Source organism: Vibrio sp. ZF 223 (genome assembly GCF_003050585.1).
GTDB lineage: Bacteria > Pseudomonadota > Gammaproteobacteria > Enterobacterales > Vibrionaceae > Vibrio > Vibrio crassostreae.
Genome location: NZ_PIGB01000002.1, coordinates 328,140 through 341,851 on the forward strand (window position 1 = coordinate 328,140; position 13,712 = coordinate 341,851).

The 13,712-nt window shown below is 45.8% G+C and carries 9 protein-coding genes; 3 read left to right on the forward strand and 6 right to left on the reverse strand.

Going from position 1 to position 13,712, the window contains the following annotated elements:
* Positions 1-25 precede the first annotated feature (25 nt).
* Complete coding sequence (gene fdhF, locus CWO13_RS06160) at positions 26-4,255, forward strand: formate dehydrogenase subunit alpha (protein WP_107898498.1); 4,230 nt, start codon at positions 26-28, stop codon at positions 4,253-4,255.
* A gap of 110 nt (positions 4,256-4,365) precedes the next feature.
* On the opposite strand, the gene CWO13_RS06165 is transcribed toward fdhF, so the two are convergent.
* From CWO13_RS06165 to CWO13_RS06190, 6 genes are all read right to left on the reverse strand, one after another.
* Positions 4,366-5,346 (reverse strand): alpha-L-glutamate ligase-like protein, encoded by a 981-nt coding sequence (locus tag CWO13_RS06165; protein ID WP_102432930.1) that lies wholly within the window; start codon positions 5,344-5,346, stop codon positions 4,366-4,368.
* A gap of 3 nt (positions 5,347-5,349) precedes the next feature.
* Entirely contained in the window at positions 5,350-6,855 is a 1,506-nt protein-coding gene (locus CWO13_RS06170) for an inactive transglutaminase family protein (RefSeq protein WP_048659662.1), read from the reverse strand.
* A gap of 17 nt (positions 6,856-6,872) precedes the next feature.
* A complete protein-coding gene (locus CWO13_RS06175) occupies positions 6,873-7,613 on the reverse strand; it encodes an ATP-dependent zinc protease family protein (RefSeq protein WP_102432929.1) in 741 nt (246 codons plus the stop codon).
* Positions 7,614-7,927: 314 nt separating this feature from the next.
* Positions 7,928-8,899, reverse strand: coding sequence for a tRNA 5-methoxyuridine(34)/uridine 5-oxyacetic acid(34) synthase CmoB (gene cmoB / locus CWO13_RS06180; RefSeq protein ID WP_102432928.1), 972 nt, complete (start codon positions 8,897-8,899; stop codon positions 7,928-7,930).
* 107 nt (positions 8,900-9,006) lie between these two features.
* Positions 9,007-9,735, reverse strand: a complete 729-nt coding sequence (cmoA, locus tag CWO13_RS06185; RefSeq protein WP_017062083.1) for a carboxy-S-adenosyl-L-methionine synthase CmoA — start codon at positions 9,733-9,735, stop codon at positions 9,007-9,009.
* A 139-nt stretch (positions 9,736-9,874) separates the two neighbouring features.
* Positions 9,875-10,780, reverse strand: coding sequence for a DUF72 domain-containing protein (locus tag CWO13_RS06190; protein WP_170960839.1), 906 nt, complete (start codon positions 10,778-10,780; stop codon positions 9,875-9,877).
* A 280-nt stretch (positions 10,781-11,060) separates the two neighbouring features.
* On the opposite strand from CWO13_RS06190, the gene aspS reads away from it, so the two are divergent.
* Together aspS and ruvC are read left to right on the forward strand one after the other, a co-directional pair.
* On the forward strand, positions 11,061-12,839 hold the full coding sequence (gene aspS, locus CWO13_RS06195; protein ID WP_019821025.1) for an aspartate--tRNA ligase: 1,779 nt from the start codon (positions 11,061-11,063) through the stop codon (positions 12,837-12,839).
* A 172-nt stretch (positions 12,840-13,011) separates the two neighbouring features.
* Positions 13,012-13,533: a crossover junction endodeoxyribonuclease RuvC gene (gene ruvC, locus CWO13_RS06200; RefSeq protein ID WP_102432927.1), complete on the forward strand. Its 522-nt coding sequence runs from the start codon at positions 13,012-13,014 to the stop codon at positions 13,531-13,533.
* Positions 13,534-13,712: the final 179 nt, after the last annotated feature.

Genomic DNA, 13,712 nt, shown 5'->3' on the forward strand with positions numbered 1-13,712 from the left:
CGCAAACTGGAAGGTAGGACTCAATATGATTCAAATCGTTATTGATGGGAAATTTCGAATCGTCGAACAAGGACAAACCGTACTTGAAGCGGCAAAAACATGTGGTTTAGAGATCCCATCTCTATGTGGTTTGAACAAAACAACTGATAAGATTCCATGCGATTTATGTGTCGTCGAGATTGATGGTGTGGGTATGAAGCGCTCGTGCGAGCTTGAAGTGTCCAATGGGTTGAATATTACGACTCAGTCAAAGCAGTTGACCAACCATCGACAAGAAGCGTTGAACCGCATCATGACAGACCACTATGCAGATTGTGAGGCACCATGCCAAACTGCGTGCCCTGCAGGAGTCGATATTCAATCTTACCTGTATCATATTGCTCAAAATGATCATACCAAAGCCATCGAAGTGATTAAGAAAACACTGCCGATGCCGCTATCGATTGGCCGTGTTTGTCCTGCCTTTTGTGAAACAGAGTGTCGAAGAAACTTAGTCGATGATTCGATTGCGATTCGCCAACTCAAGCGACACGCAGCCGATGCCGATTTGGCTGCTCAAGAGAGCTACATGCCAGCGAAGAAACCCAATAAAGGTAAAAGCATTGCGATTGTTGGCAGTGGCCCTGGTGGCTTAACAGCAGGCTATTACCTATCTAATGAAGGTTATGATGTCAGTGTTTATGAGTCGATGCCCCAAGCTGGTGGCTGGCTGCGTTACGGTATCCCAGAGTATCGCTTACCTAAGTCGATTCTAGATAAAGAAATCGAACTGATGTGTCGTAATGGGATGTCGGTAGAGTGCGACAAGAAGCTCGGTGTTGATTTTACACTGTCTGATTTGAGCAACGATTTTGATGCGGTTTGTTTAGCCGTTGGTGCATCACAAGCTGTCGAGATGAATTATCCCGGTAGCGAGCTTGGCGGCTGTTATCTAGGCGTCGATTACCTTAAAGATTACGTGACCGATCAACAGTATGTCACCGGTAAAAAAGTTGCAGTGATCGGTGGCGGTAACACCGCGATTGATTGCGCTCGAACCGCAGTGCGTGATGGTGCGGATACCACGTTGATTTATCGTCGTACTCGAGAGGAGATGCCAGCAGAAGATTACGAAATTGAAGAAGCTGAGCATGAGGGTGTGAAGTTCCACTTCTTGACTAACCCGGCCGAAAATATAGCTGATGACAATGGTCATGTATCTAAGATTCGATTAGAACGTATGGTACTGGGTCCTGCTGACGCTTCTGGTCGTCGTAGCCCTAAACCAACGGGTGAGTTCTTTGTTGAAGCGTTTGATACGGTTATCGCTGCGGTGTCACAAAAGCCCGACCTAAGCTTCATGGATAACGAAGAGATTGATATCCCTCTAACACGTTGGAACACCGCAGATGCTGATCCGCAAACCATGCATACCGGAACCGGAAATATTTTCAGTATTGGTGATTTCCGACGCGGCCCCGCAACCGCAGTCGAAGCCGTTGGCGATGGACGCATTGCAGCGCAGGCTATCGATCGTTTCTTCCACGGCGACATGGATAACATTCCGGCTAAACCGTTTAACTCTAGAAAGCACAAGCAGCTCAAAGGGATCGATCCTGAGCAGTACAAATCTATTCAGCGCATAGCGCGTAAGATCATGCCAGAGCTAACTCCTGAGCAGCGCGAGCAAAGTTTTGAGGAAGTAGAAACAGGCTTTGATAATGCTGATGCAATCGCTGAAGCTGCAAGATGTCTAGAGTGTGGCTGCCAAGCCAATACCGATTGCGACCTGCGAGACTACTCGACTGAATACAAGGCAACGCAAACACACCCAGAATACAAAATCGATGTGACTTCGAATGAGAGTTGGCAGGCGATTCGTGCAGAAGAAGCGAAGATCGGTTTAACCAGACAAAAATTCGCGGTTGATGATAGCTCTGAATTCATTATCTTTGATGCTAACCGCTGTATCAGTTGTGGTCAGTGTATCCAAGCATGTCGCGAGCAGAATGTTCATGGCGTTCTTAGCTTCATGAATCAATCCGATGGAAAGCCAGCTTCAAGGCCTGAATGTCGTCCTAATTTTGGGGCAGACAAAACGTTAATGGGCGACTCTAACTGTGTTCAATGTGGCTCTTGCATTCAGGCGTGTCCAACCGGTGCAATGGTCGATGCGAGAGATAGAAAGCAAGGCGACACAGACGTACTTAAGAAAGTCGATACCATCTGCACCTACTGTGGTGTGGGCTGTAAACTGACCATGCATGTAGACGAAGCGAAGAACAAAATCCGTTATATCGAGGGCGGTGATTCTCCGGTCAACGAGGGCATGCTGTGTGTTAAGGGACGTTTCGGTTTCGACTTCGTCGGCAGTGATGCCCGCCTTACAACACCGTTAATTCGTAAAGATGGCTGGTTACAACCAGCGAGTTGGGAAGAAGCCATTACGCTGATTGCCGATAAGTTCACGGCTATTAAACAAGGTTTTGGTAGCAATGCTCTAGCGGGTTTCTCATCGGCTAAAACCACCAACGAAGATAACTATGCCTTCCAAAAATTCATACGTCGCGAACTAGGCACCAATAACGTCGACCATTGTGCTCGCCTTTGTCATGCCTCGACGGTGACTGGACTTGAAGCATCGTTAGGCAGTGGAGCGATGACCAATGATATTCCAAGTATCAAGCATTCTGATGTGATCTTTATTATTGGTTCGGATACCACGTCAGCGCACCCAATTATTGGTTCGCACATTAAGCAGGCGGTGAGACATGGTGGAGCGCGATTGATCGTTGCCGATCCAAAACGAATAGATATTGCTGACCATGCTGAGCTTTACTTAGCGCACCGACCGGGTACCGATGTAATGCTGATCAATGGTGTGATGCAGCAGATCATCAAACATGGTTGGTATGACCAAGAGTATATCGAAGATCGTGTGGACGGCTTTGATACCTTGCTTCAAGAGGTGATGTCACCAAGCTATTCGCTAGAAAAAGTGGAATTGGTGACTGGCGTTAAAGCGGAAGACATCTTCGCAATGGCACGATTGATTGGTACTGCAGAACGAACAGCGGTGTATTACTCGATGGGTATTACCCAGCACACTACTGGGCATGACAACGTACGTTCAATCGCCAACCTGCAACTCTTGTGTGGCAACATCGGTATTGAAGGTGGTGGTATCAACCCGCTGCGTGGCCAATCGAATGTGCAGGGTGCATGCGATATGGGCGCGTTGCCAAATAATCTTCCGGGTTATCAGAAAGTGTATAACCCAATGGTTCGTCAAAAGTTTGCGATGGAGTGGGGCGTTACTGATCTACCCGCTGAAACGGGGTTAACGCTGACCGAGATTATTGATGGCGCGTGTCATCGAGATGTTCGTGGTCTGTACGTAATGGGCGAGAATCCAGTGCTGAGTGACCCGAACCAAGCGCATGTGATTGAAGGTCTTGAAGCGTTAGATTTCTTAGTAGTTCAAGATATTTTCTTAACCGAAACTGCTCAATATGCCGATGTGGTTCTTCCGTCTTGCTCGTTTGCTGAAAAGTCTGGTCACTTTACCAATACCGAGCGTCGTGTTCAGCGTATTAACCCGGCGGTATTGCCTCCAGGTGAAGCGAAAGAAGATTGGGTGATTATCCAAATGCTAGCCAACGCAATGGGCGGTGGTTGGGACTATAACACCGTTGCCGATATCACCAATGAGATAGCACGTGTAACACCACAGTATGGTGGTTTACGTTGGGAGAACATTACGGTCAATGGCGTGCAATGGCCGAGTAATAAGAATAACCCTGATGGCACTCGTATCATGCACCAGACCCAATTTACCCGTGGGCGTGGTCAAATGGAGGCGATTCCGTTTAGATACGCTGCTGAGCTACCGGATGAAGAGTATCCGTTAGTTCTAACGACAGGGCGTATCTTAGAGCAATTCCATACAGGCACTATGACGCGTAAAACCAAAGGCCTGGATAACTTAGCGGGGCCACGTGCAATGGTCAGTGTTCACGATGCTGAAGCGTTAGGAATCTCGAATGGTCAGATGCTCAAGGTGTCGACACGTCGTGGTGAAATAGAAATCGCGGCGTTTGTGACTAAGCGAATGCAAAAGGGTGTGGTGTTCATTCCATTCCATTTTGTTGAATCGCCGGTTAACCGTTTGACGACCACAGCGACCGATCCACACGCTAAGATCCCTGAGTTTAAGGTGGCGGCGGTGCGGATTGATCCAATCCGAGAGCCTGTAATTGAATCTACAGAGACTTAACCTAATCCGCTAATTTAACCGCAGATACTAAAAAGCCGCGTAACTCTCAGAGTTATGCGGCCTTTTTTATAAGCTCTATTAGGTATCAAGTGACCTAGTCAGCAAATCGCTTAGTTTGGAACAATCTCGTTACCGTGAACACCGAATTGCTTGGCAGCGTATGCAACGCGCTCTGCTGGTTTCGGGTATTCAGCCGGTGTACCAAGGTTCTCAATATGGTGCAATCGAGGCAATAAACCTGCGCCGTTCGCGATTTGGATAGCCAAACCTGGACGTGCGTTAAGCTCAAGTACCATTGGGCCTTCTTCTTGGTCTAGAACCATGTCAGTACCCATGTAACCAAGACCTGTCATTTCCCAAGCGCTTGAAGCTAGTGTTAGCAGTTTTTCCCAGTGTGGTACCTGAAGTAGCGCCAACTCTTTACCCGTATCTGGGTGGTGAGTTACTGGGTGGTCAAATTGAACCGCACGAACGGCTTTACCCGTCGCAATACAAATACCTACACCTACAGCGCCTTGGTGTAAGTTAGCCTTACCGTCGGAAGCCGAAGTAGATAAACGCATCATCGCCATCACAGGGTAGCCCTTGAATACGATGATTCGTACATCTGGCACACCTTCGTAACTGAAGCCATCAAAACACTCATCAAACTTGATGAGGTTTTCAACTACCGCAACATCGTTCTTACCACCAAGTGAGAAAAGACCGGCAAGAGCGTTACTTATGTGACGCTCTACGTCTTCTTCATTGATAGTAGCACCCGATGGCTTAGTGTAAACGCCGTCCTTGTGAGAAGTCACAACAAGGATTCCTTTACCGCCGCTGCCTTGAGCTGGCTTGATTACGAAACCCGGCCACTCTTTTACCATCTTGTGGATTGTTTTTACTTCAGCTTGATGACCAATAACGCCAATCAGTTTTGGCACAGTAGCGCCAGCCTGTTCAGCAATGATTTTAGTCTTAAGCTTGTCATCAACGAGTGGATACTTGGAACGATCATTGTAGCGACCAATATAACTATGGTTACGCTTGTTCATTCCCATTATGCCTTTGTCTTTCAACCTAAACGGTGAAGTAAACTGATCAAACATAACTTAGTCCTCCGCTAGCGGTTTAAAGCGACGAAGCTCGGTTAGACGGTATCCTGTGTAGTTACCTAGTAGCAAGATGGTCGCTAGAATAACAAGTTGTAAACCAATAAAGTTAAACGTTAAGTGCTGAATGAACGGGTTAGTCATGCCTAAGTAAACAAGAACCGCAGTAAATAGAGAACCACCACCTTGCAGCATTACTTCTTTCGCGCCTTCTTCTTCCCATAGGATAGACATACGTTCGATAGTCCAAGATAGGATAATCATTGGGAAGAACGTAATGGATAGACCTTCAGTCAGACCCACTTTAAACGCGACCACAGTGAATACAGAAATAATCATGATTACCGTGATGATTACGGCGGATATCCTGGCGACCAGTAGCAAGTTGAGTTTGGACAAGTAACTTCGAATAATCAGACCCGTACCTACGATAAGTAGGAAGCCGACAATACCCGTTACCAATTGTGTTTGCACAAAGGCTACCGCAATCAGTACTGGCATGAAGGTACCAGATGTTTTCAGACCGATGATGACACGGAGGAACACAACAATCAGAGCACCGATAGGAATCAGCATGATGGTTTTAAACATCGCTTGTTCTTCTAGCGGTAGGCTGTGAATCGATAGGTTCAATAGCTGGTCTGCAGATACCTTACTGTTGGTTGCTTCCGTTGGTGAAACCTCTTGAGCAATCATAGAGAAGTGAACTTTACTGTTCTGACCGCCAACAACATCCAGTAGAGAAACGTTTGATTCGTCCCAGATGAGTAGGTTTGGTTGAACTTGTTGTTCGCTTGATTCCGGAGAGAACAGAATCCACTGGTCGTTATCCCAGATCTGAATCATGTTTTGAATCGACTGACGACGACGGCCGTCTTCTAGCTCGATAACACCAACGACTTTGTTGTGTATTTTCGCTGCTGAAAGTAGCTTGTGTGTCGCTTCCACTTTAGTCATGTTATTCAGAATAAGCGCTGAGTTTTGGCTGTCTGGATCGTTAAGTGTTTTGATGAGCTCACGGGTAAAAGTGAGGTTGTCTGCAGAACGCTTTGTCGCTCTATCAATCAATGCAAAAGAAGCGGCTTCTTCAGGGCCGTCGAAGCTTGGCTGTGCGACTTCGCCTTCTGGCGGTATAGCATCAACTTTTGCTTGGTTGTCGACTAGGAATTGTGTTTTGTAGTAGATAGTTTGAGGGCCATCTGCGTATCGAATAGACCACTCTGCGCGGCGACCTGATTCGGTATTCAAGTAAGAGATACCATAACCTGGCGATGAAGCCGATTCGCCGATAAGTGTGTAGTTAGACTGAGTATGAGGAGCCGCTAAGGAAACTTTTGCTTCTTTGCCTACTGCGTTGAACTCGATGCGAGCTTCAACGTCCCAAACCTGTCTGGTTTCCCCTGGAGTCCAAGGTACACCGTAGGTCGTATGTCTGAACATACTCAGTGTTATACCTGCCACGATAAGCAGGAATATAGAGATATAAAATGGAATTCTTGACGTCATAGCTTACCCTACTATTGTTATTTAACTTCCGTTTGTACGTACTTTTTACTTACATCTACTAGCGCTATGTCTTTGATAAATTCGCGCCCTAATAGTACAGGGTGACTCATTTGAGAGCGATCCGCCAATGTAAATTGCGCTTTTTCATGGATTTTTCCAACTTTCACCCATAATTCGATCACAGCTCGACGTTCTGCCTGATCATTGGTTGATTGACGGATTTTTACATAACGTACAACAGGCGCTTCAATCCATTTCTGGTCTTCTTCCGCTTGGGCTTTATCGTCTAGGTGGAATTTAACCCAGTTCTTGCCGTTACGTTCGAATTCTTTGATATCGACAGCGTTTAAAGAAGAGGTGGTTGCGCCTGTATCCACTCGTGCATCAAAGCTTTGCTTAATAGAGTCGATAGACACTTTTTCAATGCCGCCAAGGATAGTCGGTTGTGATGTAGGAGCGATAGGGGCCGCTGCAACTGCTACGGGTTCTTCTTCCTCTAGCTGTTCAATAACCTTGTGTTCCATGCTCGTTAGATGGACATCTAATTGGCTAGAAAGGGTAGTAATTTCGTCTTCTAAGCTTTCAATATAATCACTTTGATTGCTTAGTTGCAGTTCAAGATTTTGAACCTTATTTGCGATGTTTGTCTCTGAGCGGGCAATAGCATCGAGAGTTTCTTGGTGGTAGGTGGCACCGTTAGTCAGGGTACAACCAGAGAGCAAACCAACCGCCACAATCGGCGATAATCGCTTAAACATAAAAAAACCTTTGAGAATTAGAGAATAGTTCAGACTATTTAGAAGTTTAGCCCACAAAAAAGGATGCGTGAAGCATCCTATTGTAAGAGTCTGGTCATATTGAATCGCAATGTGAGCGCTACGCCAATTATTGCTATTTGAAATAGCTCACTTATTAAACATAAGTCAATTTTTGTTCAATTTGTGAGCTCAGGAAGAAAAGTTCATCGCGAAATCAACGGTGACTTTTTGACCATGGCAAGCCATTGTTTTGCTGTCTTATATAGGCTTGTGTTTTATTTACTCAATATGCCACTGCTTTGTGGGCAGAGATTCTATGGCTTTGTTGCTACCAAAATCGCACGTCTTGGCGCTGGGTGGCCTTCAACCGTTTTACCTGGATCGTTCGGATCTAGATAATCTGGAAGAGAGTTGTGCGTCATCCATTCTGTGGTGCGTTGTTCACCAATTGTCGTGACATTTTCATCAACGATACGTACGTCTTCAAAGCCAACTTGTTCCAGCCAGCGTTTTAGTGCGCGAGCTGAAGGGAAGAAGTACACGTTTCTCATCTGTGCGTAACGGTCAACAGGGACCAGTACCGCATTTTCATCGCCTTCAATTACTAAGGTTTCAAGAACCAGTTCACCGCCAGACACCAATTGGTCTTTTAGCTGAATCAAGTGGTCAAGTGGCGAACGACGGTGGTAAAGCACACCCATGCTGAATACTGTGTCGTAGGCTTCTAGCTTTGGCAGCTGCTCGATACCTAGAGGTAATAGGTGAGCACGTTGGTCATCGCCCATTAACTTACGAATTGCTTCAAACTGAACCAAGAATAGATGAGAAGGGTCGATACCAACCGTTAAGCGAGCACCTTCACCGAGCATGCGCCACATGTGGTAACCATTACCACAACCTACATCGAGAACCGAACGGTTTTTCAATGGGGAGATATGTGGAAGCACACGATCCCATTTCCAGTCACTACGCCACTCAGTATCGATATGAATATCGTGAACCGTGTAAGGGCCTTTTCTCCATGGGTGGAACGTCTTTAATAGGCTTTCTAGCTTTTTAAGCTCACCTGTGTGAAATGGTGTTGAGCTGCCAATCGTCACTGAGTTCTTCAGGTCAACTTGGTCTGGTACACCTTGTGGAATCTTGTTTAGTGCACGTAACCAACGGTCGAAGTCACCGTGCTCTGCATTTTGCCAATCTGTCAGTTGCTGTGGCAGAACATTGAGCCACGGCTGAAGGCGAGTGTCTTGGGCAATAAGTTGATAAAAATTGGCAAAATTAAACATAGTTTTTCACTGAGTTAATAGGGGCAATAAACCCTAAAATAAAAATTAAATTTGTCATTTCCTACAGTGAGGATGACGTTCTAATACGAGCTGACCAGGTTTGTAGGCTACTTAATCGCGAACATTGAACCAAAGTTGAAACATTGGAACCAAACTTCGCTGCTTGAGAAGCCAATCTTATCAAATCGTTCTCTGTGAACAGGGATCGAGTCTGGGCGCATTACGTTTTCAATTGCGCTGCGTTTCTGGCTGACTTCCAGTTCGCTGTATCCGTTAGCACGCTTGAAATCGTGGTGCAGGTCGATAAGCAGTTCGTTTGAGCTTTCGTCTTCGAATACGTATTTTTCTGACAGGATTAAGATCCCGCCAGGGCGCAGGCCTGCATGAATTTTTTCAAGTAGAGCGTATCGATCGTCTGGCGACAGGAATTGCAGCGTGAAGTTAAGTACCACAACCGAAGCGTCTTTGATCTCCACTTCACGAATATCGGCTTCAATCACCTCTACTGGTGTGTCACTACGGTAAGCATTAACGTGCAATTTACAGCGCTCAACCATGGCTTCTGAGTTATCGATAGCGAAAATCGTGCAGCCTTCTTGCTGAATGTGACGACGCATAGAAAGTGTCGCCGCACCAAGCGAGCAGCCAAGGTCGTAAATATTTGAATGTGGCTTTACAAAGCGCTCAGCCAGCATGCCGATTGCAGAGATGATATTGCTATAGCCAGGCACCGAGCGTTGAATCATATCCGGAAATACTTCAGCAACCCTTGCATCAAAGGTGAAGTCTCCAATTTTATCAATAGGAGCGGAAAAGATATTGTCTGTGTTGCTCATGGCATTTTCTCTCGACAGTCAGCGTAATTGGCACAAAATTCATACCAAATAAAAGGGGACGTATTTTACGTAAAAAAAGCGCCACTGTCACGAAAACTGAGATTTAGCTCAAGGTTCGAAGTTGCTGATAGGTGATGGGTTAAAACATCGAGATTTGATTATTGCCTTTCTGAGCCGGAAACTGAGCCAGATCAGGTAATAATAATGATGTACTTTCAGACACTTGCTTTTGTAGTTGTTTATAAATTGCGATTGCAAGTTCGGGTGCGTGATTATTGTCTGGTGTGTGGATCATTAAATAGGGCTGCTTGCCTTCATTAAGCCAGTTTGGGATTTTGGCAAACCAAGGCTTAAAAAACTCAATATTAGGTTCTTGGTCTGGGTGACCAATAAATCGAATCATTGGGTTATTGGCGGTCGCAATGGCATGAACAGGAACACGGGGTTTTTTCTGGTGTGCATCGATCACCGCTTCTGTGGTTGGTGGCGCAGAAAAAACGGGGCGGCTGTCCATAATGATGCGATTGATGCCTTCCTCTACCAGCCATTGATTGAAGCGCTTTTCCGCATCGCCTTTATCAAAGAACCCCAAGTGGCGAACTTCGACGCCAAGCTGCATATCTTTTGGGAACAAGGTACAAAACTTTTGTAGGGCAGGCAGCATGCTGGGTTCAAAACTGTGTGGTAGCTGAATCGTCCATTGACCAATGCGATCATGCAGTGGCGACATAGTCATTAAGAACTCTTTGAGTTCTGCTTGGCAGTGCCTGAGTTGTTGCTGGTGGGTGATGAATTTAGGTAGCTTGAAAGTGAACTTGAAATCATCATGACTGGCGGCTTTCCAGTTATGAACTGTCGACATACTTGGCGTCGCGTAAAAGGTCGTGTTGCCCTCAACGGTATGAAAAACTTGCGCGTACTTCTCTAAGCGTTCAGCAGGCTTTGTTCCTTTTCCGTAGAACTGACTTTGCCACTCAGAATGAGACCACATGGTTAATCCAAGTCTTAGAGGTAAAGTGTCCATCGTTTTTGCACCATTGGTCATCACATTACTGCTTTTAATCGAAATGAAAATCTACTGTACGAGAGTTTTGCTGATTAAGGTACTTTCGAGATATAATTATCGCAATTTTTTCGGTTTTGATGAATCTTTGCGCACTTGATGGGCTAAAAAGCAGCAAAGCCAGATAAAACACAATAAATTCGAATGTGGAAGGTCGATTTTAAGCGAGTTTCCGCGTATAAATGTTCCTTTGCTCTGTTGTGTGGAATGACCACTGACAGCCTGGAAATTAGTAAATTATTAAGAGATTGGGAAATTCATTATGCGTACCCATTACTGTGGTAACCTGAACAAGTCCCTGGCGGGACAAACTGTAGAATTGTGCGGCTGGGTAAACCGTCGCCGTGATTTAGGCGGTCTTATCTTTATTGATATGCGTGATCGTGAAGGCATCGTTCAGGTTGTTGTCGATCCAGATATGAAAGATATCTTCCCGATCGCTAACCAACTGCGTAATGAATTCTGTATCAAATTTACTGGTGAAGTACGTGTTCGTCCTGATAGCCAAGTAAATAAAGACATGGCTACTGGTGAAGTAGAGCTTTACGCGACTGGTCTAGAGATCATCAACCGTTCAGAAGCGCTTCCACTAGACTTCAACCAAACGAACTCTGAAGAACAGCGTCTTAAGTACCGTTACATCGATCTTCGTCGTCCAGAAATGAGCGACCGTATCAAGCTTCGTGCACGTGCTTCTAGCTTCGTTCGTCGTTTCCTTGATGAGAACCTATTCCTAGACATCGAAACGCCAGTACTAACGAAAGCGACACCAGAAGGTGCTCGTGACTACCTAGTACCAAGCCGTGTTCACAAAGGCAGCTTCTACGCACTTCCTCAATCTCCTCAGTTGTTCAAGCAACTGCTGATGATGTCTGGTTTTGACCGTTACTACCAAATCGTTAAATGTTTCCGTGATGAAGATTTACGTGCTGACCGTCAGCCTGAATTTACTCAGATCGATATCGAAACATCTTTCATGACTTCTCAAGAAGTACGTAACGTGACTGAGAAGCTTGTTCACGATATGTGGAAAGAACTTCTAGATGTTGAACTAGGCCAATTCCCAGTAATGCCTTTCTCTGAAGCGATTCGCCGTTTCGGTTCTGATAAGCCAGATCTACGTAACCCACTAGAGCTAGTTGACGTTGCTGATTTAGTTAAAGACGTTGAGTTCAAAGTATTCTCTGGCCCGGCTAACGACGAAAAAGGTCGTGTAGCGGTTATCCGTGTTCCAGGTGGTGCTAAGCTAACTCGTAAGCAAATCGACGGTTACGCTGAACACGTAAACATCTACGGCGCGAAAGGCCTAGCATGGATGAAGGTGAACGACCGTGCTGCAGGCATGGAAGGTATTCAATCTCCAGTTGCTAAATTCCTAAGCGAAGACGTAATCAACGGTATTCTAGATCGCACTCAAGCTGAATCTGGCGATATCATTCTGTTCGGCGCAGACAAAGCGGGCATCGTTGCTGAAGCAATGGGTGCACTTCGTCTTAAACTAGGTACTGATCTAGAGCTAACAGACACATCTGCTTGGGCTCCACTGTGGGTTGTTGACTTCCCAATGTTCGAAGAAGACGGCGAAGGTAACCTACACGCAATGCACCACCCATTCACATCGCCACTAGGTGTGAACGCGGAAGAGCTTAAAGCAAACCCAGCAGCAGCAAACTCTGATGCATACGACATGGTAATCAACGGCTACGAAGTAGGCGGCGGTTCTGTACGTATTCATAACGCAGAAATGCAAACAGCGGTATTCGGTATCCTAGGTATCGAAGAACAAGAGCAACAAGAGAAGTTCGGCTTCCTACTTGAAGCGCTTAAGTACGGCACGCCACCACACGCTGGTCTAGCATTCGGTCTTGACCGTCTAGCAATGCTACTTTGTGGTACTGAGAACATCCGTGACGTTATCGCATTCCCGAAAACGACAGCTGCAGCATGTCTACTAACAGACGCGCCAAGCCTAGCGAACCCAGCATCACTGGAAGAGCTAGCAATCGCAGTTAAATTGGCAGAGAAAAAAGAGCAAGCGTAAGCCTGTTATCTTTTCTTGTTGATGAAGAGATCCTAGTTGGTAGAGAGCTCTTAATTAATTAGCCAAGACTTGCCAGTAAATTAGAAAATGCCCGTTAATTTGACGGGCATTTTTTTTTGCGTTCGATATACTAAGCTCATAAAGCATGTGTAAATAATCAGTATTTGAAGTTATGTCTATTATCTTAGGGATTGACCCTGGCTCACGCATTACCGGTTACGGTGTTATTCGTCAAAATGGCCGCCATCTATATTACTTAGGGAGTGGTTGTATTCGCACCTCAGAAATAGAGTTACCGGGTCGACTTAAGCAGATCTATGCAGGTGTGAGCGAAATCATCACTCAGTTTCAGCCGGATGTGTTTGCTATTGAGCAAGTCTTCATGGCGAAGAATGCGGATTCTGCACTTAAGCTTGGACAAGCTCGTGGCAGTGCGATCGTAGCGGCTGTAAATGCGGATTTGCCTGTTCACGAATACGCGGCTCGTTTAATTAAGCAAGCCGTGACAGGTAATGGTGGTGCAGATAAGTCTATGGTTCAGAACATGGTGATGAGTATGCTTAAGCTACCTGCTAAGCCACAGGCCGATGCAGCCGATGCTCTAGGCGTAGCGATCACTCACGCTAACACCAACAAAACATTGATAGCACTGGCTGGTAAGGCGACAGGCGCGAGAAAAGGGCGCTACCGTTAAACCTCGCTCTCTTGTTAGCTCCTAACATACAGCCTTTAGACCTATTCTATTGATGAGCCTTACACCCTGTTTGGCTCATATCAAAATACTACGCCGCTAAATCCTTGATGAAATGAGATCTTTCGAACAGAACCCAGATAATAACATTGCGTATCATTTAACATGTTATTAACATTGGT

Coding starts and splice junctions, on each gene's coding strand:
- fdhF (WP_107898498.1), top strand. CDS start 26: ATGATTCAAATCGTTATTGATGGGAAATTTCGAATCGTCGAACAAGGA.
- CWO13_RS06165 (WP_102432930.1), bottom strand. CDS start 5,346: ATGTTTGATCAGTTTACTTCACCGTTTAGGTTGAAAGACAAAGGCATA.
- CWO13_RS06170 (WP_048659662.1), bottom strand. CDS start 6,855: ATGACGTCAAGAATTCCATTTTATATCTCTATATTCCTGCTTATCGTG.
- CWO13_RS06175 (WP_102432929.1), bottom strand. CDS start 7,613: ATGTTTAAGCGATTATCGCCGATTGTGGCGGTTGGTTTGCTCTCTGGT.
- cmoB (WP_102432928.1), bottom strand. CDS start 8,899: ATGTTTAATTTTGCCAATTTTTATCAACTTATTGCCCAAGACACTCGC.
- cmoA (WP_017062083.1), bottom strand. CDS start 9,735: ATGAGCAACACAGACAATATCTTTTCCGCTCCTATTGATAAAATTGGA.
- CWO13_RS06190 (WP_170960839.1), bottom strand. CDS start 10,780: ATGACCAATGGTGCAAAAACGATGGACACTTTACCTCTAAGACTTGGA.
- aspS (WP_019821025.1), top strand. CDS start 11,061: ATGCGTACCCATTACTGTGGTAACCTGAACAAGTCCCTGGCGGGACAA.
- ruvC (WP_102432927.1), top strand. CDS start 13,012: ATGTCTATTATCTTAGGGATTGACCCTGGCTCACGCATTACCGGTTAC.